Origin of the sequence: Pengzhenrongella phosphoraccumulans (assembly GCF_045689905.1) — a bacterium.
GTDB lineage: Bacteria > Actinomycetota > Actinomycetes > Actinomycetales > Cellulomonadaceae > Pengzhenrongella > Pengzhenrongella phosphoraccumulans.
This window is the reverse complement of record NZ_CP144210.1, coordinates 4,554,523-4,579,591: the sequence shown is the minus strand read 5'-3', so window position 1 is coordinate 4,579,591 and position 25,069 is coordinate 4,554,523. Positions and strand designations below refer to the sequence as shown.

Genomic DNA, 25,069 nt, shown 5'->3' with positions numbered 1-25,069 from the left:
ATGCGCGCTCAGGCAAAGAGCACCTGGATCGGTGGCACGGTCTTCCTCGGGCTCCTGATCGCCATCGCGGCCTGGTTCCTGCTGATCTCACCGACGTTCGCGACCGCCTCAGAATCTCGGACCCAGGCGGAGGCGACCCGGCAGCAGAACCAGATCGTCGCGCTGCGGATCACCAAGCTCAAGGCCGACTTCGCCAAGCTTCCCGAGTACAAGGCCGAACTCGCCGGTCTCCAGGGGCAGATCCCGGTCACCAAGGACCTCGGCAGCTACTTCACCCAGCTCACCGACCTCGCGGCGGCACGCTCCGTGGTGATCGTGGCGGTCTCGCCGTCACTGCCTGTCTCCTTCTTGCCGGCCGTGCCGGTGGTGGTGGCCCCCGTGGTGGTGGATCCGGCCAACACGGCGACGTCCCAGACGCCAGCAGAAGCGGCCGCTGCGGCTGCTGCGGCCGCCGCGCCCGTCAACACGGGCGTCCCGGCGGGCTTCGCGTCGATCGCCTACTCGATCGACGTGGTCGGGTCCAGGGACAACGTGATCGGGTTCCTCGACGACGTGCAGGTCAAGGGACCGCGTCTGTTCCTCGTGGGCGGATTGGCCGCGACCACGCTCACCGCCGCGGATGCGGGTGGCGGCCGGCCGGCCGTGGCCGACGGTGACCAGGAGTTCGTCGTCAGCGGCTTCATCTACGTCCTGCCGGACCCGCTGGCGGTCAAGTAGCGGCTCGGCCTCGGCATGACCGGCGCTGCGGCGCGACTCCTGGCCCGTCCCGGGAGTCGCGCCGTCTCGCTGTGCAGGCGGCGTGACAGAATCCCCCCATGCTGCGTTGGTTGACTTCCGGTGAGTCGCACGGTCAGGCGTTGGTCGGGATCCTCGAGGGTTTGCCGGCGGGGGTCGAGATCACCACCCAGGACGTCCAAGACGCCCTCGCGCGGCGGCGGCTGGGTCACGGTCGCGGGGCCCGGATGAAGTTCGAGCAGGACGCCGTCCGCATCCTCGGCGGGGTGCGTCTGGGGCTCACCCAGGGCGGCCCGATCGCCATCGAGATCGGCAACACCGAGTGGCCCAAGTGGGTCGACGTCATGTCCGCCGACCCGGTGACGGACCCTGCGCTGCTGGAGCGCGCGCGCAACGCGCCGCTCACCCGGCCGCGCCCCGGGCACGCGGACCTCGTCGGGATGCGCAAGTATGCGTTCGACGACGCGCGCCCGGTGCTCGAGCGCGCCTCGGCCCGCGAGACCGCGACCCGGGTGGCGCTTGGCACGGTCGCGGCCCATTTCCTAGTGCAGGCCGCCGGGATCGAGCTGGTCTCGCACGTGGTCGCCGTCGGGCCCGTCGCCGTGCCCGACGACGCCCCGCTGCCGCTGCCCGACGACGTCGTCTTCCTCGACGCCGACCCGGTGCGCTGCTTCGATCCGGCCACGTCCGCCGCGATGGTCGCCGAGATCGATGACTGCCACGATGCGGGGGACACCCTCGGCGGAGTAGTCGAGGTGCTCGCCTACGGGCTGCCGTCCGGACTGGGCAGCTACGTGCACGCCGACCGTCGGCTCGACGCCCGCCTGGCCGGGGCGTTGATGGGGATCCAGGCGATCAAGGGCGTCGAGGTGGGCGACGGGTTCCGCACCGCCATGCGTCGCGGGTCCGCCGCGCACGACGAGATGTCGCGGGATGCGGACACCGGGCGGATCATCCGATCGTCGAACCGTGCGGGCGGGATCGAGGGCGGGATGTCTAACGGGGAGGTCCTGCGCGTCCGCGCGGCGATGAAGCCGATCTCGACGGTGCCGCGTGCGCTGGCGACCATCGATACCGCCTCGGGGGAGCCCGCCAAGGCGCAGCATCAGCGGTCGGATGTGTGCGCCGTACCGCCGGCCGCGGTGGTCGCCGAGGCGATGGTGGCGCTCGTGCTCGCGGGGGCGCTGCTGGAGAAGTTCGGCGGGGACTCGGTGGGGGAGGTCGCGCGGAACGTGCGGGCGTACCTCGAGGCGGTTCCCGAGCTTCAGCGGTAGGAGCGACCGACACTCTTTTGGCCTAGTGGTGCCCGGGGTGACTTTCCCCGGTGCTCTGGAGTCCCCGGCCTGCCCGATACCGGACGGATGTCCAGTTCTGTCCTCGCGGAGTGTGAGCGACGCCACAGAGCAATTCGAATCTGGTTCCTCAATTCCGATGTATTTGCCTGCGTCGCCCCACGAGATCTGATAGGCAATTCGGCTTTCACGCGCCCGGTATGTCGCGACAAGACGGATATGCGCTGGCGTCAAATATTCGCGTTGTGGGACGCTCAAGTGGTGGTCGGGAAGGCCGATAGAGAAGATGCCGGTCCAGGCCGGTCTGAAATCGACAACAACCTCTCTTTCCGCTCGGCCACAAACGGGAGTCTCACATGATGGCTCGTATTCGCAAGTCCCTCGATGAGAAGGAAAAGGGCTTCACGCTCATCGAGCTCCTCGTCGTCATTATCATCATCGGCATCTTGGCTGCCATTGCGATCCCGGTGTTCCTCAACCAGCGCAAGAAGGCCGTCGACGCCTCGATCAAGTCCGACCTCCGCACGGTCGCGACCGAGCTCGAGACGTTCTACACGGACAATCAGAAGTACCCGGTTGTTGGGAACGTAGCCATCACGGACGGGTCGGTCGTCATCACCGGCGGCAGCACGTTCACCACGACAAAGGGCAACGTACTCACCTACAAGCCGTTGACCGGTAATGCGTTCTGCGTCCTCGGCAAGAACCCGAACGGGACTGACGGTTCCGCTGCCGCGGACCTCGGATTCCAGTACCTGAGCGCGGCCGGCGGGCTCAGCGCGACCAAGATCGCTGCCTGCGCCTAAGCCGTCGGGCAATGGGGTGGGATGCGATTGCCTCCCACCCCATTCGCTTCTCTCAGGCGTCGTGATTCCTACCCAGGTTTGATTCTGCTCCGGGTCTAAGAATCTCGTCGCGAGCGAAACATAAGTTTGCTTGATGCAGAAATGCCCGCACTTCGCCAATGTCCGAATCGGAGCCTCACATGATTGCTCGTATCCGCAAGTCCCTCGATGAGAAGGAAAAGGGCTTCACGCTCATCGAGCTCCTCGTCGTCATCATCATCATCGGCATCTTGGCTGCCATTGCGATCCCGGTGTTCCTCAACCAGCGCAAGAAGGCTGTCGACGCCTCGATCAAGTCCGACGTTCGCACGGTCGCGACCGAGCTGGAGACCTACTACACGGACAACCAGGCCTACCCCGCCACGGTCACGGCCACGACGGCGGTCGCCAACACGATGACGATCACTACCGCCTCGCCCTTCACATTGACCATGGGCAACATCGTCTCCTACAAGATCATCGGCACCGACAAGTACTGCGTCTACGGCGAGAACGGCAACGGCACGGGCGGTGCCGGTAAGGGGTTCAGCTACCTCAGCGGGTCGGGCGGGCTCCAGCCGGGGGCCGCTGCCGCGAAGGCCGCGGGCTGCTAGTTCACCTTCCAGCTGTCGACTAGGGGGAAAGCTACGGCTTTCCCCCTAGTTCGCATCCAGCGCCGTCGTGCACCTGACGACGTCGCACCAGCGCGAGCGTCGTTCGCCGCCGTGAGTCGAGGAGGGGTAATGAGTTCAGGCCGGAACCGCCGTCCTCAGACGCCGGGGGACGATCAAGGTTTCACGTTGATCGAGGTCGTCGTGTCGCTGTCGCTGCTCGCGATACTTGCGACAGCGTCGCTGTACTTCTTCCTGGCCGGCACGCGCTCGGTGACTCACCTCCAGCGCTCTCACGACGCGGTCGCGCTGGCGAACGACGCGATGGAGGGCGCCTTCTCCTGGGTTGCGACCGCATCGACTTCAGGAACCTCGGGCCTTGTCGTGGGGCGCACGCAGGCGGACGTGACCGCTGCGTGGGCTGTCGCGACCGCTGCTGGCATCTCGGGCGTGGCGCAGACCTTCCCCGCCTGGGACACCGCCACCGCACCTTTGGCGCTGGCAGGCACGGCTGACGACGTCGTGCCATTGACCACGACTGCCACGGAGTCTCGGACGCTGTACTCCGTCACGACTCTGATCGGTACCTGCTACCGGCTTGCCTCCGGGACGAACGAGCTGTGCACGACCGTCGGCGGCAACGCGAGCGGGACCCCTCTGACGGGGTACATCCGGATGATGCGCACCATCGTCACCGTGAGCTGGCCGAACACGGCTGGCTCCTGCGCCGGATCGACCTGCCGTTACCAGATAGCGTCCATCATTGATCCCAACTCAGACGTCGAATGGAACAACACCACCAGGCTGCTCGCGGTAGACGACGCCGTCGCCGTCGACGCCGGTTCGTCGACCGCAATTGATGTCCTGTCCAACGACACGCTCATGCAGCTCGCGTCGAATCCGGTGTCAATCATCTCCGGACCGGGGCTGGGCTCGGCCGTCGTGGACACCAGCACCGGCAAGGTCACGTACACGGCCCTTCCTATCGCGGGCCCCGGTGCCGTCCACGGCGAGGTCACCTTCACGTACCGCGTGATGGTCGGCGCGCGCCAGGCGCAGGCGCTCGCACACATCTACGTCACGCCGCAGGCGTTGAGCTACGCGATCACGACGTACGTGGGCACTCCAGTGACGGTCAATGTCACTGACGTGACCGGTGTCCCGCTGAACGCGGCGCACGGGCTCTTCATCAGCGAGAACCTCACGCCGGGGGTCGCGAGCGCAGCAGTGTCGTCCGTCAGTTACGCGACACCCGGCTCCGTCGGCAGCTACTCCTTCAAGTACACCTACGTGGACCCCGCCGGGATGACGAGCCTGCCCGGCACGGTCAGGGTCACGGTCGTGTCGTACACCGCACCGGTCGCGACTCCGCTCTCGATCCTGTTGACGGCCTCCAACTCTCCTGCGAACACGCCGCTCGTGCTCCCGCCCGGTCAGGTCGGGTACAAGGTGCGCATCGTCTCGCCGCCGACTGGCGGAGCCGTCACGGTCGACAGCACCCAGACGGCTGCCACCTACCGGCCGCCCGTCGGCGCCGCGGGGACCTACACGTTCACGTACCAGATGCTCACCCCGGACGGCGTGACTGCTTCTCCCGTCGCGACCGCGACAGTGACCGTGCTCCCCGACGTCAACGACGAGGTGGCCGGGTCCAGCGTGAAGAGGAACCAAACCGACTCCTTCGGTCTGAGTTCTCTGCCGAGCTCGGGCGTGGTGTTCGAGGCACCGACAGGATTGACCTGCGGGTCAATCTCGAACTTCAACGCCAGCAACGGCCATTTCGACTTCAAGGCTCCTGGCAGCGTGCCCAGCAGTGGCTCCTGCTCGTTCAGCTACCGGGTCCAGACCACAGGATCCCCGGCACTGTGGTCCGACCCGGCCACCTACTCCGTCCGGATCAAGAACTGATGCGCGATCCAGTTCAGGCGTCCGGCCTGCGCCAAGACGAGTCCGGGTTCTCTCTCCTCGAACTGCTCGTCGCCATGGGCATCTTCACGGTCGTCTGCGCGGTCTTTCTCGCAGGCATGGTGACGATGACACGCGAGACGGTCAGGACTCAAGTGACGGTGGACGCTGCCGACTCGGTGCGGCGGGTGTTCCAACGTCTCGACAAGCAGGTGCGCTACTCCGACGCGATCAACTTGCCTGGGGCGAGTGCTTCGGGGACCGAGTACGTCGAGTTCCGCACCCCAGCCACAGTCTCGGCAGCCGGTGTGACCATGTGCACCCAGTGGCGGTGGGACCCGGCAACGGCGCTCGTCGAGTCCCGAGTCTGGGCCGAGAGTGCGCCGTCGCTGCCGGGGTGGATAGTCGTCGCGACATCGGTGGTCGCCCCCGACCCGGCCGTGCCTGGCTATCACCCGTTCTCAGTCGTGCGCGCTTCACCGGAGCATCCGCGTCAGAGCCTCAAGCTGGATCTGCTCCTCAAGTCCGATGCCTCTGCCGGCCAAGTGTCTTCCGCGTCGACGTTCGTGGCGCGCAACTCATCGGTGGAATCGTCCGGGAATGCCGACACCAATGGTGACGGCATCTCGGATCTCCCGGCGTGCTGGCGCGCGGGAGTCCGTCCATGAAACCTCAAAGGGGTCCGGTGTCCAAGGGAAAGCGAGAATCGACGTTGCGCCGTAGGGCCCGAGGGATTGCCCGCGACGACGGCGTGGCGATGATGATGGCGATCATGCTGATGCTCGTCATGGCGGCGCTGAGCGTGCTCGTTCTTGGTCTCTTGCTCAGTCAGGTGGGTCCGACCCAGTACGCGCAAAAGAACACCACGACGATCTTCGCCGCGGAGGCGGGAGTCGAGTCGGCTATTGGACGGATCCGCACTTCGGTCGGTGCCCGGGACTTCACCGGCGCCGTGTACGGCGACCCGCATCAGCTGCCCTGCACGGTGAAAGGAACGGTCGGCCCTTCGGCGAGCACGACCACTTTTGCCGCCACGGTCCGCTACTTTTCCGAGGATCCCGCTGGTCGCGACGAGACATGGCTCAATGCCCAGAAACTTGGGTGTGTCGATGGCACCGGAACTGGTGCTGTGCTGCCTGCCTACGCGCTCATCGAGTCTAAGGGCGTGGCGGCTTCCACCGGGAAGGTTGCGGTGGGTTCCGGCGACCGGGCGATCTCGATGGTGTATCGCTTCGAGACGACGACGACCAACATCAAAGGCGGCCGGATCTACGCGTGGAGCGGTTCAGCCACCGCGCAGTTCTGCCTACGGGCGGGTGGACTGACCTCCGGGTCAGAAGTCTTCTACCGGGCCGCGGCCGGGTGCGGTTTGTCGGCGAATGACGATACTGAACTCTTCGTCTACGACACCGACTACACGATCAAGCTCGCGAGCTCCACGCTCACGGCGACGCCACTCTGCCTGACTGACGTGTCGGGGGCGATCAAACTGAGCGCCTGCAATCCGCCGACCTTCTCTCAGCTCTGGTCGTGGGATCAGGGAGGGCGCGCCACCTGGGTCGGGCAGAACTCGTCCATCCAGGACAGCGGGTTCTGCCTGTTCTCTGGACGGACCTCGGGAAACCCAGTGGCCGGAGACAAGCTGCAGGTGGGGAACTGCGCGAACCAGAGTGCGTGGGGATCTTTCTCTCCCGACCCAGCAGTCGGCCCAGGCGCAGCAAGCGTCAATACCCACCAGATTGTGAACTATCTTGAATTCGGGCGCTGCTTTGACGTCACCGATACCGACGTGGGCAAGGATTTCATGATCTCCTACCCGTGCAAGCAGGACCCTCCGGCCGCCGCGAGTCTTTTCTGGAACCACAAGTGGTTCTACACTGAACCCCTGGTCGGGACCACGGCGCCGCCTCAACTCATCTACGTATACAAAGACAACTCCACCTCGCAGAAGTACTGCCTGAAGACCGCCGCCGGGCAGACGGACCCGGCGTCGGCCGGTGTCGATGCCGGATATTTCGTGACCCTCACGAGCGCATGCAATGCGTCGAGTCCAGGTCAGCTTTGGACGCGCAGCACCGACACCGGCAACAAGGTGACGAGCTACACGATTCGCGATTCGTCGAGCCCGAGCCGCTGTGTGGGTGTCGGTGGCGGCAGGTACAACGGCAACTGGTCGGCCCTCGTCGTGTCGACCTGTGATGGCGGTACCGCCCAGAAGTGGAACGCTCCGGCCGACAGCGTCAACGCCGACACCGGCAACTACCTCGAGGAGATTGGCTAGTGCGCGGGAGCCCCATCGGATGACGCCTGCAGTCGCCGCGTTCGCGGCCGTATTCGGCCTCGCGATCGGCTCGTTCCTCAACGTCGTCGTCTGGCGAGTTCCGCGCGGCGAGTCGATCGTGCGCCCGCCGAGCGCCTGCCCGCGCTGCCACCATGAGATCCGTTCGCGGGACAACGTCCCGGTGCTGTCGTGGCTCCTGCTGCGCGGCCGCTGCCGCGACTGCCGCGAACCGATCGCCGTCCGCTACCCGCTGGTCGAGGCGGGCACGGCGGTGCTCTTCGGGCTCGCCGCGTGGCGGACCGGCGCGACCTGGGCCCTGCCGGCGTTCCTGTACCTGGCCGCGATCGCCGTCGCGCTGGCGCTGATCGACCTCGACACGCACCGGCTCCCGAACGCGATCGTCTTGCCTGCCTACCCGGTCGCGATCGTGCTGCTCGCCCTGGCGAGCTGGAACCCCGGCGGTGCCAGCGACTGGCCGGCGCTCGTCCGCGCACTCATCGGCGGTGCGGCGCTCTTCGCGTTCTACTTCCTGCTCGCGTTCGCCTACCCGGCCGGGATGGGCTTCGGCGACGTCAAGCTCGCCGGCGTCCTGGGCCTGTACCTCGCCTGGATCGGCTGGGGCGCGCTCGTCGTCGGCGCCTTCGCGGCGTTCCTCGTCGGCGGGGTGTTCTCGGTCGCCCTCCTGGCCGCCGGCAAGGCCACCCGCAAGTCGGGGATCCCGTTCGGGCCGTGGATGCTGGCCGGCGCGGCGATCGGGATCGGCGCGGGCGAACAGCTCTGGTCGGCCTACCTGTCCATCCTTTCCTGACCTGGCGGGTAGCGTTCCGGGCGTGCCACCCACACCGTCCCCGTCGCCCCACCCGTCCCGCCCGCGCGTCGTCCTCGTCGGGCCGCCCGGCTCGGGCAAGTCCACGGTCGCCCGCACGCTCGCACGCCTGCTGGGCGTGACCTCCCGCGACACCGATGCCGACGTCGAGCACGCCGCGGGCAAGCCGATCCTCGAGATCTTCGTGGACGACGGCGAGCCGACGTTCCGCACCCTCGAGCACCAGGCTGTCGCCACCGCGCTCACCACGCACGCCGGCGTGCTGGCGCTCGGCGGCGGCGCAGTGCTCGACCCCGGCACGCAGGCGGCGCTGGCGGCGTACGTGGCGCAGGGCGGCGTCGTCGTCTTCCTCGATGTGACGCTCGCGCACGCCGCGCCCCGCGTGGGCTTCAACCAGGCCCGCCCGCTGCTGCTGGGCAACCCGCGCGCGCAGTGGCAGAAGCTGATGGAGGCCCGCCGCCCCGTCTACCGTCAGGTCGCGACCGTCGTCGTGGACACCGACAGCCGCACCCCGCTCCAGGTGGCGCACGAGATCGCCGCCGCGCTGACCCCGAAGACCCAGCCGACCGGAGACGCCCAGTGACCGACCCGACCCCGACCACCACCCGCGTCGTGCGCGTCACCGGCGAGCACCCCTATGACGTCGTCATCGGCCGCCGCCTGCTCGGCGAGCTGCCCGCGCTGCTCGGCCAGGACGTGCGCCGCGTGCTGGTGATCTGCACGGAGGCGATGACGACGTCGGGCAACGCTGTGCGCGAGGACCTCGCCGCGCAGGGCTACGAGGCGATGGTCGCCGAGATCCCCGACGCCGAGAACGCCAAGTCGATCGACGTCGCAGTGTTCTGCTGGACGGTCATGGGGCAGGCGAACTTCACGCGCTCGGACGCCGTGGTGTCCGTCGGCGGCGGCGCGACCACCGACCTGGCCGGGTTCGTCGCCTCGACGTGGCTGCGCGGCATCAAGGTGGTGCACATCCCGACCACGCTCCTCGCGATGGTCGACGCGGCCGTCGGCGGCAAGACCGGCATCAACACCGCCGAGGGCAAGAACCTCGTGGGCACCTTCTACCCGCCGGCCGGCGTGCTGTGCGACCTCCACTCGCTCGAGACCCTGCCCAAGTTCGACTTCGTGGCCGGGCTCGGCGAGATCATCAAGTGCGGCTTCATCGCCGACCCGCGCATCCTCGAGCTGATCGAGGCCGATCCCGCCGGCATCGTCGAGCGTCGTGGCGCATTCGCGGAGGGCGACGAGGGCGAGGACGTGGTGCTCGAGCTCATCGAGCGGTCCGTCGCGGTCAAGGCCCGCGTGGTCGGGGTGGACCTGACCGACCTGGGCCAGCGCGAGATCCTCAACTACGGCCACACGTTCGCGCACGCCATCGAGCACGTCGAGCGCTACTCGTGGCGGCACGGCGCGGCCGTGGCGGTCGGCATGGTCTTCGCCGCCGAGCTCGCGCGCCTCGCGGGCCGCCTGCCCGACGACGTCGTCGATCGCCACCGCGCGATCCTCACCTCCGTGGGTCTGCCGGTCACGTACCGCGGCGACAAGTGGGACCAGCTGCTCACAGCGATGCGTCGGGACAAGAAGACGCGCGGTGACCTGCTGCGGTTCGTGGTGCTGGAGGGCGTGGCCAAGCCTGCGCGTCTGGAGGGCCCGGACCCGGTGCTGCTGGCGGCCGCGTACGCGGAGGTCAGCGAGGGCGCGGTCACGAGCCGCGCGATCTCGCTCTAGCCCTCGGCGCCGATAGGGTTTCGGGCATGACTTCTGTGCTGGTGCTCAACGGTCCCAACCTTGGTCGGCTCGGGGTGCGCGAGCCCGAGGTGTACGGGTCGGCGTCGTACCCCGACCTCGTGGCCGCCGCGAAGATCTGGGGCGCCGAGCTCGGGCTCGAGGCCGAGGTGCGCCAGTCCGACGACGAGTCCGAGCTGGTCGGCTGGCTGCACGAGGCCGTCGACGCGGGCGTGCACGTGGTGCTCAACCCCGCGGCATTCACTCACTACTCCTACGCGCTGCGCGACGCGGCGGCGCAGATCACGACCGCCGGGCTGCTGCTGGTCGAGGTGCACCTGTCGAACCCCGCGGCGCGCGAGTCGTTCCGCCACCTGTCCGTGATCGGCGCGGTCGCCACGGGCACCATCGCCGGCTTCGGCTTCGACAGCTACCGCTTGGCCCTCTCAGCGATCGCGACCCGACTGGCCTGACGCTCCCGACTCGCCTGACGCTCCCGACCTCCCCGACCTCGCGCCCAGAACCCACCCCGATCCGCTCTTCAGAGAGAAGTGCGCGTTCGGTGCTCAGATTCCTCTGGAGCGCGGCACACTCAGGCCAGTCAGGCGGGTGAGCGCAGTGCGGATCTGGCGGACGACCTCGCCCGGGCGGTCCGTCAGGTCGTGCCAGGTGAAGCGGAGGACCGTGTAGCCCGCGTTGACCAGGCGGTTCTGGCGCGTGCGGTCGCTCTGGAAGGCCGCCTCACCGTGGTAAGCCATCCCGTCGATCTCGATCACCAGGCCGATGGCGCCGAACAGGACGTCGGCGCGCCCGATGAGCCCGTCGCCGTCGGCCACCTGCTGGTCGGCGAGCCAGCCGGTGATCCCTGCCCCACTCAGGATCGAGTGGAGCCGTCGTTCGGCGGCGCCGAGGGCACCGGTGCGGGTGTCGACGAGCGCGCGACGGCGGCGTTTGTTCCCCCACTGGCGCGGGCGGGTTGCCACCGCGAGCTCGAGGTCCGCGCGGCTGAACAGCTCGCGGGTGACGACCCAGATCATCAGCTGTTCGGATTGGCGGTCGTCGAAGCGGCCGAGGCAGTCGAACACCGTGCGCCGGAGATCCGTCACGGTGGCGCGACCGCGGACGGTGATCTCGTCTCGGTTGACGCGAAACTGGTGCGGGGTCAGCGCGCCGCGGGCTGCACGGGGCGACGGGACCAGGACGTGGACGCGGCCGTCGTCGGCCACCGGGAGCCGGTGGACCCGCGCCGCGGTGCCGAGGCAGACCACCGAGTCCGGCCACGTGAGCCACGCGCCGTGCGCCTGCCGCCAGGCGTCGATCGGCAAGGACCGGAGAGCGAGTGCGTCGCCGACAACCGTCACCCATCGACCGGTGTCCCGCCGGCGTCGGACCTGCGCGGGGGTCATCCCCGCGGCGATCGCCTGATCGGCGCGGAACAGCCCGACCTGCCGATGTGCGAGCGGCGGAATCCACTCGGAGGGAAAGCGCGGAGTCACGCCGGTCAGCATTCAGTGAGGCCCATCCGAAGCGGCTCAACGCGGCAGATCCGGTTGCGTGCACGATTGCCGAAGCCGCCTGAGGTCGGCCGGAAGCCCCCTCAAGCCCGCTATCCCCGGTTCTCTGAGAGAACTGCTCACCGCGTGCACCGGATCCTCTGGAAACCGGCGGTCGGGGTGGGGAGGGGCGCGCGAGGGGGGTGGAGGGGGTGCGAGGTTCGCCTGGTGCGGGCCTTGTGGGAGAGAGAACAAACTCTGGGGCTTGTTCTGGATCGAACCAGGGTCTAGGTTTGTTGCATGTTCGTTCTGACGATCGATCAGCAGGGGAGCCGGGTCGTGGGGGACCGCGTCGACGGGCTTCTCGCCGCGTTCGCGTCCGCACCGCTCACGGCCGCCGGGGCTCCCGGGTTCGTGCGGCCGTTCGAGCGGACGGTTGGGGACGAGGTGCAGGCCGTCCTGGACGACGCCGACGTCGTCGTCGACCTCGCGCTCACCGTGCTGCGGCGCGGGGGCTGGACCGTGGGGATCGGCGCCGGACCGGTCGACGAGCCGCTGCCGCCGACGTCGCGCGCGGGCTCGGGGGACGCGTTCGTGGCCGCGCGGGTCGCGGTCGAGCGGGCGAAGAGCCGGGTGCGGGCGGTGCCGCTGGCCGTCGAGGGCGCCGATCGCGCGTCGGCGGCCGACGCCGAGGCGGTCCTCACCCTGGTCGCGGCCGTGGGGGAGCGGCGGACGGCGGCCGGCTGGGAGGTCATCGACGCACTGCGGGCACCAGGGGTGCCCGGGCGTGTGGGTGGCAGGCAGCAGGATGTGGCGCACCGGTTGGGGGTCAGCCAGCAGGCGGTCAGCCAGCGGCTGCGCACGGCGCTGTGGGCCGAGGAGCTCGCGGCGCGGCCGCTGGCGGCGCGGCTGCTGATCGCGGCGGGGACGCGACCAGGCGATCCGTCCGGGGCGGGGCACGGCGAGAGTGAGCAGGGCGGAAGGCAGCACGACCCGGTGGTTGAAACGACGCAGGTCGAACGGAAGGTGGAGACGTGAACGGATGGCTCGCGGCGCTCGTCGTCGTCGGAGCGTTGGCGGTCTCCGTATTCGGCGGCTGGTTCCTCACCGGGATCGTGCTGCGGCTCGCGTCCCGGTCGCCCGACGCCGGGGACGGCACCGGTGAGGCCGGACCGAACGGCGAGGGGCCCCAGGCTGCGCTGCGCGGCGGCACGTGGATCGGCGTGCTCGAGCGGATCGCGGTGACCGGCGCGCTGCTCGCGGGCTACCCGGCCGCGATCGCGTTCGTCATCGCCATCAAGGGCCTGGGCCGGTACCCCGAGCTGCACAAGCACCCCGCCGCGTCCGAGCGGTTCGTCATCGGCACGCTCGCGTCGATGGTGTGGGCGTCCGCCGTCGGGCTCGCCGGATGGCTGATCCTGGGTGGCGCGATCATCACGGCGTGACCGCCCGATCCGAACCCGCAGGCCCGGCACGCTAGAATCGTTGCCGGTCTGGCGCCGAGCCCTCGCGGGCGGAGCCGCCCCGCACATTCTCAACTCGACAGGAAGCAGCCACCCGTGGCCACCACGAATGACCTGAAGAACGGCACCGTGCTCAAGATCGACGGCCAGCTCTGGACCGTCATCGACTTCCAGCACGTCAAGCCGGGCAAGGGTGGCGCGTTCGTCCGCACCAAGCTCAAGAGCGTGCTGTCGGGCAAGGTCGTCGACAAGACCTTCAACGCCGGTCTGAAGATCGAGACCGCGAACGTCGACAAGCGCGACATGCAGTACCTGTACAAGGACGGCAACGACTACGTCTTTATGGACACCTCGAACTTCGACCAGATCACGGTCCCCGAGGTCACGGTCGGCGACGCGACGCGCTTCCTGCTCGAGAACCAGACAGTTCTGGTCGCCACCAACGAGGGCTCGCCGCTGTACGTCGAGCTGCCCCCGTCCGTCGTGCTCGAGGTCACCTACACCGAGCCCGGCCTGCAGGGCGACCGCTCCACCGGCGGCACCAAGCCCGCCACGCTCGAGACCGGCCACGAGATCCAGGTCCCGCTCTTCATCGAGCAGGGCACCCGGGTCAAGGTCGACACCCGCGACAGCGGCTACCTGGGTCGCGTGAACGACTGACGTGGGAGCTCGCACCAAGGCACGCAAGCGCGCGCTCGACGTCCTGTTCGAGGCCGAGCAGCGCCAGCTGGAACCGATAGTCCTGCTCGCGGAGCGGATCCGGGAGTCGGGCACGCAGACGTCGCTGCCGCAGTACTCGGTCGACATCGTCGAGGGGGTGGTGGCGGAGCAGGAACGCATCGACGAGCTGCTCGCCACCCACGCGCACGGGTGGACGCTCGAGCGGATGCCCGCGGTCGACCGCGCGCTGCTGCGGATCGGCACGTGGGAGGTCCTCTACAACGACGATGTGCCCGACGCCGTCGCGGTGGACGAGGCGGTCGAGCTCGCCCGGTCCCTGTCGACCGACGACTCGCCGGTGTTCGTCAACGGGCTGCTCGGCCGGATCGTCGACCTCAAGCCGACGATCCTCGCCTGATCGGTTCGCGCGGACCGACCAGCTCGACCCGGCCGTCTGTGCCGCCGAAGCTCGCGCCAGACAGCACCACCGGCAGCGAGGCGGGCGACGTCGGGCGCCCGAGCAGGAAGCCCTGGAGCTGGGGCACGCCGAGGCCGATCAGCGCCTCGAGCTGGTCGGCCCGCTCGACCCCCTCGGCGATGATGTCCAGCTCGTAGGCCTGCGCGAGCGAGACGATCGCCCGCACGACGGCGATCCCGCCGGGCTCGCCGAGGTCCCGCACGAAGGCCTGGTCGATCTTCAGCACGTCGACCGGGAGCTTCGCCAGGCGCGCGAAGGAGCTGTACCCGGTCCCGAAGTCGTCGATCGAGACGCGCACGCCGAGCGCGCGGAGCGTCGTCAGCGACTCGATCACGTGGTCGAGGTCCTGCAGCAGCGCGCTCTCGGTGATCTCGAGGGTCAGCAGGTGCCAGTCGGCGTCGCCCCAGTCCTCGCGCAGGCCCGCCACGAACCCCGGTTCGGCGAGCTGACGGGCCGCGACGTTGACCGCGACCGGCAGGCCGAGACGTCGCGATCCGGCCCGGGCGGCGCGCACGAGGTGGCGGCCGATCGGCACGATCAGGCCGGTCTCCTCCGCGAACGGCAGCCACTCGCCGGGCATCCGCAGGCCGTCCGGGTGGTGCCAGCGCACCAGGGCCTCCGTGCTGACGATCTCGAGCGTGGCGGAGTCGACGATCGGCTGGAAGTACATCTCGAACTCGCCGCGCGCCATCGCGTCGTCGAGCTCACGCCGCAGGTTCTGCTCGGCGACCATCTGGGCGCGCAGGACGTCGTCGAACACCACGACGCCCACGCGGCTGCGCTTGCCCTCGAACATGGCGGTGTCGGCCTGCCGCAGCAGGACCTCCGGGGTCGTGTCGTCGCCGGGCTCCCAGATCGCCACCCCGACCGAGATCAGCGGCGCGATCTGGTCGGTGCCGGTGAGGTCGAGCTCGGAGCGGATCCGGTGGGCGAGGTGCACGAGGTCGTCGCGCGAGCGGACGTCTTCGCGCACGACGACGAACTCGTCGCCACCGAAGCGCGCCGCGAAGTGGACCTCCGGCCCTCTCGCGCGCACGTGGCCGGCCGTGCGGCGCAGCAGCTCGTCGCCCCAGGAATGCCCGTGCTGATCGTTCTCCTGCTTGAACCCGTCGATGTCGCAGTACAGGACGGCGAGCCGGGTGCCGGACGCGGCCGCACGTTCGAGCGCGTGCACCAGGTGCAGCTCGAGCGCGTGCCGGTTGGGCAACTGGGTGAGCGCGTCGGTGAAGGCCGCGGCGCGCAGGTTCTCGGCGAGCCGCATCCGCTCGGCCGCGACGGTGACGATCTCGCACAGGTCGTCGAGGAAGTCGCGCGTCGCGGTGTCCGGGGCGAGCGTCGGGCCGGGGGAGCGGTCGAACCGCGTCTGGAAACGGCCACCGGGCAGGGCCAGCATCGACCCCGACAGGGAGGGGTCCCCGACCTGGTCGCGTGCCGCGGTCTCGGCCAGCGCGAGCAGCTCGTGCCGGTCGGTGGCGAACCAGGCCGCCCGGCCGACGTCGGCGAGCACCTCGCGGAGCTCGTGCTGGCGGTGCACGCTCTTCTCGGTCGTGCGGATCCGGAGCATGTCCATCCCCTGCAGGGCGGCCACCAGCGGGACCGCCCACAGGCTCGTCGTCAGCTCGGCGATGTGGCCGCGTGGAATAAGGTACGTCGCCAGGAGCCCGACCACGCTCAGGCTGCCGGCGAGCTGCAGGGTGTACCGGACACGGATGGCGGGCATGCGCATCGTCGACCGCGCGACGTACCAGGCGACGATCCCGGCCGGAATGAAGAACGTCACGACGAGCAGGGGGCCGTACTGCGGCACGCCGTTGATCGCGGTGTGCGCGGAGACGGCGTCGGTGGTGAGCCACAGCAGGGCCCGGACTCCGAACAGGGTACCGGCCACCAGGACATACGGGCGGATCGCGTGCCCGCGGGTGAAGCTGCGCACGGTCGGCAGGGCGAGCAGGACGGAGGCCGCGAGCAGCTGCGACCGCGCGAACAGTGCCGCGCCGTCGAGCGGACCGGCCGGCAGCATCGGCAGCACCGCGTTGACCCCGAAGAGCAGCGCGAGGGTCGCCGACCACGCCATCAGCCAGAACGCACCGCGGTTGCTGCGATCGCCGCGCCACGAGGTCAGGTGCTGGAAGCTCAGACCGCTGATGAATCCGGCCGCGACGCACTGCGCCACGGCCGCCAGGATCCCGGCGTTATCGTCCACCGAGGCGCTATCGGCACGAATGCGACTTTCCTTAACCGCCTCAGCCGTCCTGTCTGTCTGTTTCACCCACTTCTGTCCCGCCAACCCGGCAAGATCCGCGACTTCCAGAGGTCCCGGCCCGCAAGACACACCGATTCTTCAGGAAACGGCAAGTGCTCAGCGGGTCGGGGCCGGTAGCGGGGGTTCGGCGGGGCGGTCGGTCCGGGGGCCGGTGGGGGTCGGAGGGGCGGTAGGATCGCCGCCGTCAGACATTCCTTTAATGACCCGTCCTGTGAGGCGGGGAAGGAGGTCGCCAGATGAGCTCTGGCCCCGTAAACCCGAACGCTGCTACCCCGAACGACCCGTTCTCGACCGGACATGTCGAGCAACCTGCAGGCACCGGCGCACCTGACGCCCCCGCCGCGACGAACGCACCCCCTGGCTCCCGGCTCGTCCTCGGCGCGCCCGAGATCGCCCGGGCGCTGACGCGCATCGCGCACGAGATCCTCGAGCGCAACCACGGTGGCGCCGACCTCGTCCTGCTCGGCATACCGACCCGCGGCCTGCCGCTCGCGCTGCGCCTGGCCGACCGGCTCGCCGCCGTCGAGCCCGACCTGGTCGCGGCCGACCTCGTCGGCAGCCTCGACGTGACGATGTACCGCGACGACCTGCACAAGCACCCCACCCGCACGATCGGCGCCACGCGGCTGCCTGCGGCGGGCATCGACGGACGCGTCGTCGTCCTGGTCGACGACGTCCTGTACTCCGGCCGGACCATCCGCGCCGCACTCGACGCGATCAGCGACCTCGGCCGGCCGCGTGCGGTCCAGCTCGCCGCGCTCGTCGACCGCGGGCACCGCGAGCTGCCGATCCGCCCCGACTACGTCGGCAAGAACCTGCCCACCTCCCAGTCCGAGAAGGTCCGCGTGCTGCTCGCGGAGACCGACGGCGAGGACGCCGTGTTCATCGAAGGAGAGTCCCGATGAGGCACCTGCTCTCGACCGCCGACCTCGACCGGTCTGCCGCCGTCCACATCCTCGACACCGCCGCGCAGATGGCCGCGACCCAGTCGCGCGAGATCAAGAAGCTGCCCACCCTGCGCGGGCGCACCGTGATCAACCTGTTCTTCGAGGACTCCACCCGCACCCGGATCTCGTTCGAGACCGCCGCGAAGCGGCTCTCGGCCGACGTCATCAACTTCTCCGCCAAGGGCTCCAGCGTGTCCAAGGGCGAGTCCCTCAAGGACACGGCCCTCACGCTCCAGGCCATGGGGGCCGACGCCGTCGTCGTGCGTCACCAGTCCTCGGGCGCGCCGCACACCCTGGCTCACTCCGGCTGGGTGGACGGCGCCGTGATCAACGCCGGGGACGGCACCCACCAGCACCCGACGCAGGCGCTGCTGGACGCGTTCACGATCCGTCGGCACCTCGCGGTGGCCGGCGCGGCCGGCGCGGGCGCCATCGGGCAGCTCGATCCGACCGGTCGCGACCTGGCCGGGCTCAAGATCGCCATCGTCGGGGACGTGCTGCACTCCCGGGTGGCCCGCTCCAACGTGCTGCTGCTGCGCACGCTCGGGGCCGACGTCACGCTCGTCGCGCCGCCGACGCTCGTGCCCGTCGGGGTCGAGGCGTGGCCCTGCCGGGTCTCGTACCACCTGGACGAGGTGATCCGCGACCAGCAGCCGGACGCGATCATGATGCTCCGCGTGCAGCGCGAGAGGATGAGCGCGGGCGGCGCCGGGGGAGGCGCGTTCTTCCCGAACCCGCTCGAGTACACGCGCGGCTTCGGCCTGGACGCGCGGCGGCTGGCGCTCCTGCCGGAGCACGCCATCGTGATGCACCCCGGCCCGATGAACCGCGGGCTCGAGATCTCCGCCGACGCCGCGGACTCGCCGCGCGCGGTGATCGTCGAGCAGGTGGCGAACGGGGTGGCCGTCCGGATGGCGGTGCTGTACCTGCTGCTGGCGGGGGATACCGCCGGCACATCCGGCACAGCGGGCACCGAAACGGCCGGACAGCGAACTGCAGACGAAAGGACGGCGATCGCGTGACCGGCTCGACGAGGTTTGTGCTCCGGGGCGTCGCCCCGCTCGGCGGCGAGCCCACCGATCTGCTGCTCGCCGACGGCGTCATCGCGGCTATCGGCACCGCCGCAGTTGCTGCTGCTGTCGACGCCAGCACCACCACGAGCACCGTCGTCGAGGTCGACGGCAGCGGCCTCATCGCCCTGCCCGGCCTGGTCGACCTGCACGTGCACCTGCGCGAGCCCGGCCGTGAGGACGCCGAGACGGTCGAGTCCGGTACCCGGGCCGCCGCGCTCGGCGGGTTCACCTCGGTGCACGCGATGGCCAACACCACGCCGGTGGCGGACACCGCGGGCGTCGTCGAGCAGGTGTGGCGCCTGGGCCGCGACGCGGGCTGGGTCGACGTGCACCCGGTCGGTGCCGTGAGCGTCGGGCTCGCCGGCGACCACCTCGCCGAGCTGGGCGCGATGGCGGCCTCCGCCGCGCGTGTCCGCGTGTTCTCCGACGACGGCATGTGCGTGGCCAACCCGGTGCTCATGCGCCGCGCGCTGGAGTACGTCAAGGCGTTCGACGGCGTCATCGCGCAGCACTCGCAGGAACCGCGGCTGACCGCCGGCGCCCAGATGCACGAGGGCGTCGTGTCGGCCGAGCTCGGGCTCGCGGGCTGGCCGGCGGTCGCCGAGGAGGCGATCATCGCGCGGGACGTGCTGCTCGCCGAGCACGTGGGCTCGCGCCTGCACGTGTGCCACCTGTCCACCGCGGGCTCGGTCGACCTCATCCGCTGGGCCAAGGCCCGGGGGATCGCCGTCACCGCCGAGGTCACCCCGCACCACCTGCTGCTCACGGACGAACTCGCGCGCGGCTACGACCCGATCTTCAAGGTCAACCCGCCGCTGCGGACCGCGGCCGACGTCGAGGCGGTCCGCGCCGGCCTGGCCGACGGCACGATCGACATCGTCGCGACCGACCACGCGCCGCACACGCGCGAGGACAAGGACTGCGAGTGGGCGGCCGCGGCCAACGGCATGACCGGCCTCGAGACCGCGCTCAGCGTCGTGCAGCAGACCATGGTCGACACCGGCCGCCTCACCTGGGCCGACGTCGCCCGGGTCATGTCGAGCGCGCCCGCCGCGATCGGCCGCATCACCGACGGCGACCTCCCGCAGGGCCGCCCGATCGCGGTCGGCGAACCGGCGAACCTGACCCTCGTGGACCCGGCCGCGCGCTGGACCGTGGTCCCCGAGAAGCAGGCCACCGCCAGCGCGAACTCCCCGTTCCGCGGGCGTGAGCTGCCCGGCCGGGTCGTGGCGACATTCCTGCGCGGCCGCGCCACGGTGTTCGACGGCCAGCCCGTCCCGCGCGACGCCCCGCTGCCCGACGGCGGTCGCGCCGTCGTGGCCTCCGTGCGGACCCCCCTGTGACGCCGACCGAGTCCGCCATCGTCCTGGCCGTCATCGGCGTCGCGGTCCTGTTCGCGATGTGGACCGGCTGGCGGCATCGCGCGATCCGCAGCTCCGCCGTCGTGCCCGAGCTGTACCCGGTGCCGGCGGACGACGACGCGCTCGGCGCGGCGCTGACCGCGCCGATCGACGCGACCTACGTCTCGACCACGCTCGCCAGCGACTGGCTCGACCGCATCGCGGCGCACGGTCTGGGGGCCCGGGCGGCCGCCGTCGTGCGGGTGTTCGACGCCGGGGTGCTGATCGAGCGCGCCGGCGCGCCGGACCTGTACCTCCCGGCGGCCGCGGTGCGCGCCGTCGGGACGGCGTCCGGGATCGCGGGCAAGGTCGTCGGCCACGAGGGCCTGACCGCGCTCACCTGGCAGGCCCCCGGAGCGGACGGGGTCGAGCTCACGACCGGGCTGCGGGTGCGCCACGCGGCCGACCGCGCCCTGCTGATCGAAGCGGCGGGCGCCCTCGCGGGCAGCCCCGTGCCGCCGTCCGAACCGACGCGCGCCCCGGACCGCGGCGCGCGCAACGAAGGAGTGCAATGAGTCACCCGATCGACCCCGCGACCCAGCCCGCGGCCGCACCCGCCCCCGCAGGCCCGGCGGTGCTCGTCCTGGAGGACGGCCGCGTGTTCACCGGGCAGGCGTACGGCGCCCGCGGCGCCACGGTCGGCGAGATCGTGTTCAACACCGGCATGACCGGGTACCAGGAGACGCTCACCGACCCCTCGTACCACCGCCAGATCGTCGTCATGACGGCGCCGCACATCGGCAACACCGGCGTCAACGCCGACGACGCCGAGTCCGACCGGATCTGGGTCGCCGGCTTCGTCGTGCGCGACCCCGCGCGCCGTCCGTCGAGCTGGCGGGCCACCGGCACGCTCGACGACGACCTCGTCGCGCAGCACGTCGTGGGCATCAGCGGCATCGACACCCGCGCGCTGACCCGGCACCTGCGCGAGCGCGGCGTGATGCGCGCCGGCATCTTCTCCGGCGCCGAGCTCACCCAGGCCGACGGCACGCGCCGCCCGGTCGCGGCGCTGCTCGCCGTCGTGGCCGCCGCACCCCTGATGGCCGGCACCGACCTGGCCGGCGAGGTCTCCACCGACGTCGCCTACGTGGTCGAGGCCCTCGGGCCCGACGGCGCCCCGCTCGCCACCCCGGTCGCCACCGTCGCGGCGGTCGACCTCGGCATCAAGGCCATGACCCCCAAGCGCCTGGCCGAGCGCGGCATCCGCGTGCACGTGCTGCCCTCGACGTCGACTATTCAACAGATCGAGGCGATCGCGCCCGACGGCGTGTTCTTCTCCAACGGCCCGGGCGACCCGGCCGCGGCGACCCACGAGGTCACGCTGCTGCGCGAGGTGCTCGACCGGCGGATCCCGTTCTTCGGCATCTGCTACGGCAACCAGATCCTCGGCCGCGCGCTCGGCTACGGCACGTACAAGCTCGCGTACGGCCACCGCGGCGTGAACCAGCCGGTCCTGGACCGTGCGACCGGCAAGGTCGAGATCACCGCGCACAACCACGGCTTCGCGGTCGACGCGCCGCGCACGGGCGAGTCCGTCGCCCCGCACGACGGCGGTCGCTACGGCCGGGTCGTCGTCAGCCACGTCGGCCTCAACGACGACGTCGTGGAGGGCCTGCACGCGCTCGACCTGCCGGCGTTCTCGGTGCAGTACCACCCGGAGGCCGCCGCGGGCCCGCACGACGCCGCGTACCTCTTCGACCGCTTCCTCGACCTGATGACCACCGCGAAGGACCACGCCTGATGCCCCGCCGTACCGACATCTCCAGCGTCCTCGTGATCGGGTCCGGCCCGATCGTCATCGGCCAGGCCGCGGAGTTCGACTACTCCGGGACGCAGGCGTGCCGCGTCCTGCGCGACGAGGGCATCCGGGTCATCCTGGTCAACTCCAACCCGGCCACGATCATGACCGACCCCGAGTTCGCCGACGCCACCTACATCGAGCCGATCACCACCGCGGTGCTCACCACGATCATCGCCAAGGAGCGCCCCGACGCGCTGCTGCCGACCCTCGGCGGGCAGACCGCGCTCAACGCGGCCATCGCGCTCGACGAGGCCGGGGTCCTGGTCGAGTACGGCGTCGAGCTGATCGGCGCAAACATCCGCTCGATCAACCTCGCGGAGGACCGCCAGCTGTTCAAGGGCGTAGTCGAGCGCTGCGGCGCCGAGGTCGCGACCTCGCTGATCGCGCACACGCTCGACGCGTGCATCGAGGCGGCCGGGGTGCTCGGCTACCCGCTCGTGGTCCGCCCCTCCTTCACCATGGGCGGGCTCGGCTCCGGGATCGCGTACGACGAGGCCGGTCTGCGCCAGATCGCCGGCCAGGGCCTGCACTACTCGCCGACCACCGAGGTGCTCTTGGAGGAGTCCATCATCGGTTGGAAGGAGTACGAGCTCGAGCTGATGCGTGACCGCGCGGACAACGTCGTGGTCGTCTGCTCGATCGAGAACGTCGACCCGGTCGGCGTGCACACCGGCGACTCGGTCACCGTGGCCCCCGCGCTGACGCTGACCGACCGCGAGTTCCAGCACCTGCGCGACATCGCCATCGCGGTGATCCGCGAGGTCGGCGTCGACACCGGCGGCTGCAACATCCAGTTCGCGGTGCACCCGGACACGGGTCGCGTCGTCGTGATCGAGATGAACCCGCGCGTGTCGCGGTCCTCCGCGCTGGCGAGCAAGGCGACCGGGTTCCCGATCGCGAAGATCGCCGCGCGCCTGGCCGTCGGCTACACCCTCGACGAGATCCCCAACGACATCACCGGGTCCACCCCCGCGAGCTTCGAGCCCACGCTCGACTACGTCGTGGTCAAGGTCCCGCGGTTCGCGTTCGAGAAGTTCCCGGCCGCCGACGACACGCTCACCACCACGATGAAGTCCGTCGGCGAGGCCATGGCCCTGGGCCGCAACTTCACCGAGGCCCTCGGCAAGGCGATGCGGTCGATCGACAAGAAGGGCTCGGTCTTCGCGTGGGACGGCGTCCCGCTCACCGGAGAGCCGCTGGCCGCGCTGCTCGCGACGATCTCCCGGCCGACCGAGCACCGCCTCATCGACGTCCAGCAGGTCCTGTGGGCCGGGGTGTCCCTCGAGGACGTCTACGCCGCCACCGGCATCGACCCGTGGTTCCTCGACCAGATCCAGCTGGTAAACGAGGTCGCCGCGGCGACGGGGGCCGCGCGCGAGCTCACCGCGGCCGTGCTGGTCCACGCCAAGCGGCACGGCCTGTCCGACGTGCAGATCGCGCAGATCCGCGGCATGAGCGAGGACGCGGTCCGCCTCACCCGGCACGTGCTGCACGTGCGCCCGGTGTTCAAGACCGTCGACACGTGCGCGGCCGAGTTCGCCGCGAGCACGCCGTACCACTACTCGTCCTACGACGAGGAGACCGAGGTGCACCCGCGCACGCGCCCGGCCATCCTGATCCTCGGCTCGGGCCCCAACCGCATCGGCCAGGGCATCGAGTTCGACTACTCGTGCGTGCACGCGGCGCTCGCGCTGCGCGGCGAGTTCGAGACCGTGATGGTCAACTGCAACCCCGAGACCGTCTCGACCGACTACGACACCTCCGACCGGCTGTACTTCGAGCCGCTCACCTTCGAGGACGTCCTCGAGGTCTACGAGGCCGAGCTGACCGCCGGCCCGGTCGCCGGCATCATCGTGCAGCTCGGCGGGCAGACGCCCCTGTCGCTCGCGCAGCGACTGGCCGACGCCGGCCTGCCGATCCTGGGAACGACGCCGGAGGCTATCGACTCCGCGGAGGACCGCGGCGTGTTCGGCAAGGTGCTCGCCGAGGCCAACCTGCCCGCGCCCGCGTTCGGCGTGGCCACCACGCCCGAGCAGGCCCTGGAGGTCGCCACCTCGATCGGCTACCCGGTCCTGGTGCGCCCGTCGTACGTGCTCGGCGGGCGCGGGATGGAGATCGTCTACTCCGACGGTCAGCTGGCCCACTACGTCGGGCGCGCGTTCGACGAGGCGCACGGCGCCCCCGCCGGGTCCACCGCGCCGCTGCTCATCGACCGGTTCCTCGACGACGCGATCGAGATCGACGTCGACGCGCTGTTCGACGGCACCGAGATGTTCCTCGGCGGCGTGATGGAGCACATCGAGGAGGCCGGGATCCACTCCGGCGACTCGGCGTGCGTGCTGCCGCCGGTCACGCTGTCCAACACCGAGCTCGCGCGCATCCGTCGCTCGACCGAGGCGATCGGCCGGGGGGTCGGCGTGCTCGGCCTGCTCAACGTGCAGTTCGCCCTGGTCAGCGACGTGCTGTACGTCCTGGAGGCCAACCCGCGCGCGTCGCGGACCGTGCCGTTCGTGTCCAAGGCGACCGGCGTCTCGCTCGCCAAGGCCGCCGCGCTGGTGATGGCCGGCCACACTATCGCCGACCTGCGCGCCTCCGGCGTGCTTCCCCTGCGCGACGGCGGCCTGCTCGACCTGGACGCGCCCATCGCCGTCAAGGAGGCCGTGCTGCCCTTCAAGCGGTTCCGCACCACCGACGGCATGGTCGTCGACACGGTGCTCGGCCCGGAGATGAAGTCGACCGGCGAGGTCATGGGGTTCGACGTCGACTTCCCGACGGCGTTCGCCAAGTCCCAGGCCGCGGCGTACGGCGGGCTGCCGCTGTCGGGCACGGTGTTCATCTCCGTGGCCGACCGGGACAAGCGCGCGATCGTGTTCCCGATCAAGCGGCTGGTCGAGCTCGGGTTCGAGATCCTCGCGACCGAGGGCACCGCGGGCGTGCTGCGCCGCAGCGGGATCCCGTCCCGCGTGGTGCGCAAGCACTCCTCGGGGCGCGGTCCGAACGGCGAGCCGACGATCGTCGACCTCATCCGGGCCGGCGAGGTCGACATGGTGATCAACACCCCCTCCGGACAGGGTGCGCGCGTCGACGGCTACGAGATCCGGACCGCCACCACGGCGGCCGACAAGGCGATCGTGACCACGGTGCAGCAGCTCGGTGCGGCGGTGCAGGGCATCGAGGCCGAGCTGGCCGGCCCCTTCGACGTCAAGAGCCTGCAGGAGCACGACGCCGAGGCCGCCGTCCGTCGGGCCGCCCACGCCGTCGCCGCCCTGTGAGCGCCCCTCGGAGCACG

Annotated in this window: 23 protein-coding genes; 21 read left to right on the top strand and 2 right to left on the bottom strand. The window is 70.3% G+C overall.

Annotated features, from left to right (window positions below):
* The 11 genes from VTA80_RS21195 (at nucleotide 1) to VTA80_RS21145 (ending at nucleotide 10,675) form a co-directional block, all read left to right on the top strand.
* On the top strand, nucleotides 1–717 hold the full coding sequence (locus tag VTA80_RS21195) for a hypothetical protein (protein WP_407343038.1): 717 nt from the start codon (nucleotides 1–3) through the stop codon (nucleotides 715–717).
* Between the two features lie 98 nt (nucleotides 718–815).
* Entirely contained in the window at nucleotides 816–2,009 is a 1,194-nt protein-coding gene (aroC, locus tag VTA80_RS21190) for a chorismate synthase (protein WP_407343037.1), read from the top strand.
* A gap of 374 nt (nucleotides 2,010–2,383) precedes the next feature.
* On the top strand, nucleotides 2,384–2,833 hold the full coding sequence (locus VTA80_RS21185; protein ID WP_407343036.1) for a prepilin-type N-terminal cleavage/methylation domain-containing protein: 450 nt from the start codon (nucleotides 2,384–2,386) through the stop codon (nucleotides 2,831–2,833).
* A gap of 179 nt (nucleotides 2,834–3,012) precedes the next feature.
* Nucleotides 3,013–3,465 (top strand): prepilin-type N-terminal cleavage/methylation domain-containing protein, encoded by a 453-nt coding sequence (locus VTA80_RS21180; protein ID WP_407343035.1) that lies wholly within the window; start codon nucleotides 3,013–3,015, stop codon nucleotides 3,463–3,465.
* Between the two features lie 129 nt (nucleotides 3,466–3,594).
* Nucleotides 3,595–5,370, top strand: coding sequence for an Ig-like domain-containing protein (locus VTA80_RS21175; RefSeq protein ID WP_407343034.1), 1,776 nt, complete (start codon nucleotides 3,595–3,597; stop codon nucleotides 5,368–5,370).
* Nucleotides 5,370–6,035 carry a type II secretion system protein J gene (locus VTA80_RS21170; protein WP_407343033.1) on the top strand — a complete coding sequence of 222 codons (666 nt, stop codon included), beginning with the start codon at nucleotides 5,370–5,372 and terminating at the stop codon, nucleotides 6,033–6,035. Before VTA80_RS21175 ends, VTA80_RS21170 begins: the two co-directional genes overlap by 1 nt.
* A gap of 17 nt (nucleotides 6,036–6,052) precedes the next feature.
* Nucleotides 6,053–7,648: a hypothetical protein gene (locus VTA80_RS21165; RefSeq protein WP_407343032.1), complete on the top strand. Its 1,596-nt coding sequence runs from the start codon at nucleotides 6,053–6,055 to the stop codon at nucleotides 7,646–7,648.
* Nucleotides 7,649–7,667: 19 nt separating this feature from the next.
* Entirely contained in the window at nucleotides 7,668–8,456 is a 789-nt protein-coding gene (locus VTA80_RS21160) for a prepilin peptidase (RefSeq protein WP_407343031.1), read from the top strand.
* Between the two features lie 22 nt (nucleotides 8,457–8,478).
* Nucleotides 8,479–9,057 carry a shikimate kinase gene (locus VTA80_RS21155; RefSeq protein WP_407343030.1) on the top strand — a complete coding sequence of 193 codons (579 nt, stop codon included), beginning with the start codon at nucleotides 8,479–8,481 and terminating at the stop codon, nucleotides 9,055–9,057.
* Nucleotides 9,054–10,205: a 3-dehydroquinate synthase gene (gene aroB, locus VTA80_RS21150; protein ID WP_407343029.1), complete on the top strand. Its 1,152-nt coding sequence runs from the start codon at nucleotides 9,054–9,056 to the stop codon at nucleotides 10,203–10,205. Before VTA80_RS21155 ends, aroB begins: the two co-directional genes overlap by 4 nt.
* Before the next feature lie 26 nt (nucleotides 10,206–10,231).
* Nucleotides 10,232–10,675: a type II 3-dehydroquinate dehydratase gene (locus VTA80_RS21145; RefSeq protein ID WP_407343028.1), complete on the top strand. Its 444-nt coding sequence runs from the start codon at nucleotides 10,232–10,234 to the stop codon at nucleotides 10,673–10,675.
* A gap of 93 nt (nucleotides 10,676–10,768) precedes the next feature.
* On the opposite strand, the gene VTA80_RS21140 is transcribed toward VTA80_RS21145, so the two are convergent.
* Nucleotides 10,769–11,698, bottom strand: coding sequence for a DUF559 domain-containing protein (locus VTA80_RS21140; protein ID WP_407343027.1), 930 nt, complete (start codon nucleotides 11,696–11,698; stop codon nucleotides 10,769–10,771).
* 297 nt (nucleotides 11,699–11,995) lie between these two features.
* Between VTA80_RS21140 and VTA80_RS21135 the strand changes: the two genes are divergently transcribed.
* The 4 genes from VTA80_RS21135 (at nucleotide 11,996) to nusB (ending at nucleotide 14,236) form a co-directional block, all read left to right on the top strand.
* Nucleotides 11,996–12,733, top strand: a complete 738-nt coding sequence (locus VTA80_RS21135) for a hypothetical protein (RefSeq protein ID WP_407343026.1) — start codon at nucleotides 11,996–11,998, stop codon at nucleotides 12,731–12,733.
* On the top strand, nucleotides 12,730–13,140 hold the full coding sequence (locus tag VTA80_RS21130; RefSeq protein WP_407343025.1) for a hypothetical protein: 411 nt from the start codon (nucleotides 12,730–12,732) through the stop codon (nucleotides 13,138–13,140). The genes VTA80_RS21135 and VTA80_RS21130 overlap by 4 nt, the downstream gene beginning before the upstream one ends.
* 114 nt (nucleotides 13,141–13,254) lie before the next feature.
* A complete protein-coding gene (gene efp, locus VTA80_RS21125; RefSeq protein WP_407343024.1) occupies nucleotides 13,255–13,818 on the top strand; it encodes an elongation factor P in 564 nt (187 codons plus the stop codon).
* Between the two features lies 1 nt (nucleotide 13,819).
* Nucleotides 13,820–14,236 (top strand): transcription antitermination factor NusB, encoded by a 417-nt coding sequence (nusB, locus tag VTA80_RS21120; protein ID WP_407343023.1) that lies wholly within the window; start codon nucleotides 13,820–13,822, stop codon nucleotides 14,234–14,236.
* On the opposite strand, the gene VTA80_RS21115 is transcribed toward nusB, so the two are convergent.
* Nucleotides 14,214–16,499, bottom strand: coding sequence for a putative bifunctional diguanylate cyclase/phosphodiesterase (locus VTA80_RS21115; RefSeq protein WP_407343022.1), 2,286 nt, complete (start codon nucleotides 16,497–16,499; stop codon nucleotides 14,214–14,216). The two genes, nusB and VTA80_RS21115, sit on opposite strands and share 23 nt — an antisense overlap.
* A gap of 296 nt (nucleotides 16,500–16,795) precedes the next feature.
* On the opposite strand from VTA80_RS21115, the gene pyrR reads away from it, so the two are divergent.
* The 6 genes from pyrR to carB are packed head-to-tail and all read left to right on the top strand — an operon-like array spanning nucleotide 16,796 to nucleotide 25,052.
* Nucleotides 16,796–17,464, top strand: coding sequence for a bifunctional pyr operon transcriptional regulator/uracil phosphoribosyltransferase PyrR (pyrR, locus tag VTA80_RS21110; RefSeq protein ID WP_407343021.1), 669 nt, complete (start codon nucleotides 16,796–16,798; stop codon nucleotides 17,462–17,464).
* Entirely contained in the window at nucleotides 17,461–18,528 is a 1,068-nt protein-coding gene (locus tag VTA80_RS21105) for an aspartate carbamoyltransferase catalytic subunit (protein ID WP_407343020.1), read from the top strand. Before pyrR ends, VTA80_RS21105 begins: the two co-directional genes overlap by 4 nt.
* On the top strand, nucleotides 18,525–19,922 hold the full coding sequence (locus tag VTA80_RS21100; RefSeq protein WP_407343019.1) for a dihydroorotase: 1,398 nt from the start codon (nucleotides 18,525–18,527) through the stop codon (nucleotides 19,920–19,922). The genes VTA80_RS21105 and VTA80_RS21100 overlap by 4 nt, the downstream gene beginning before the upstream one ends.
* Nucleotides 19,919–20,494 carry a hypothetical protein gene (locus VTA80_RS21095; RefSeq protein WP_407343018.1) on the top strand — a complete coding sequence of 192 codons (576 nt, stop codon included), beginning with the start codon at nucleotides 19,919–19,921 and terminating at the stop codon, nucleotides 20,492–20,494. Before VTA80_RS21100 ends, VTA80_RS21095 begins: the two co-directional genes overlap by 4 nt.
* Entirely contained in the window at nucleotides 20,491–21,720 is a 1,230-nt protein-coding gene (gene carA, locus VTA80_RS21090; RefSeq protein ID WP_407343017.1) for a glutamine-hydrolyzing carbamoyl-phosphate synthase small subunit, read from the top strand. Before VTA80_RS21095 ends, carA begins: the two co-directional genes overlap by 4 nt.
* Nucleotides 21,720–25,052 carry a carbamoyl-phosphate synthase large subunit gene (carB, locus tag VTA80_RS21085; RefSeq protein ID WP_407343016.1) on the top strand — a complete coding sequence of 1,111 codons (3,333 nt, stop codon included), beginning with the start codon at nucleotides 21,720–21,722 and terminating at the stop codon, nucleotides 25,050–25,052. Before carA ends, carB begins: the two co-directional genes overlap by 1 nt.
* Nucleotides 25,053–25,069: the final 17 nt, after the last annotated feature.

What these genes read in the sequence shown, in the direction of transcription:
- VTA80_RS21195 (WP_407343038.1), top strand. Translation starts at nt 1, where the DNA reads ATGCGCGCTCAGGCAAAGAGCACCTGGATCGGTGGCACGGTCTTCCTC.
- aroC (WP_407343037.1), top strand. Translation starts at nt 816, where the DNA reads ATGCTGCGTTGGTTGACTTCCGGTGAGTCGCACGGTCAGGCGTTGGTC.
- VTA80_RS21185 (WP_407343036.1), top strand. Translation starts at nt 2,384, where the DNA reads ATGATGGCTCGTATTCGCAAGTCCCTCGATGAGAAGGAAAAGGGCTTC.
- VTA80_RS21180 (WP_407343035.1), top strand. Translation starts at nt 3,013, where the DNA reads ATGATTGCTCGTATCCGCAAGTCCCTCGATGAGAAGGAAAAGGGCTTC.
- VTA80_RS21175 (WP_407343034.1), top strand. Translation starts at nt 3,595, where the DNA reads ATGAGTTCAGGCCGGAACCGCCGTCCTCAGACGCCGGGGGACGATCAA.
- VTA80_RS21170 (WP_407343033.1), top strand. Translation starts at nt 5,370, where the DNA reads ATGCGCGATCCAGTTCAGGCGTCCGGCCTGCGCCAAGACGAGTCCGGG.
- VTA80_RS21160 (WP_407343031.1), top strand. Translation starts at nt 7,668, where the DNA reads ATGACGCCTGCAGTCGCCGCGTTCGCGGCCGTATTCGGCCTCGCGATC.
- VTA80_RS21145 (WP_407343028.1), top strand. Translation starts at nt 10,232, where the DNA reads ATGACTTCTGTGCTGGTGCTCAACGGTCCCAACCTTGGTCGGCTCGGG.
- VTA80_RS21135 (WP_407343026.1), top strand. Translation starts at nt 11,996, where the DNA reads ATGTTCGTTCTGACGATCGATCAGCAGGGGAGCCGGGTCGTGGGGGAC.
- pyrR (WP_407343021.1), top strand. Translation starts at nt 16,796, where the DNA reads ATGAGCTCTGGCCCCGTAAACCCGAACGCTGCTACCCCGAACGACCCG.
- VTA80_RS21105 (WP_407343020.1), top strand. Translation starts at nt 17,461, where the DNA reads ATGAGGCACCTGCTCTCGACCGCCGACCTCGACCGGTCTGCCGCCGTC.
- carA (WP_407343017.1), top strand. Translation starts at nt 20,491, where the DNA reads ATGAGTCACCCGATCGACCCCGCGACCCAGCCCGCGGCCGCACCCGCC.
- carB (WP_407343016.1), top strand. Translation starts at nt 21,720, where the DNA reads ATGCCCCGCCGTACCGACATCTCCAGCGTCCTCGTGATCGGGTCCGGC.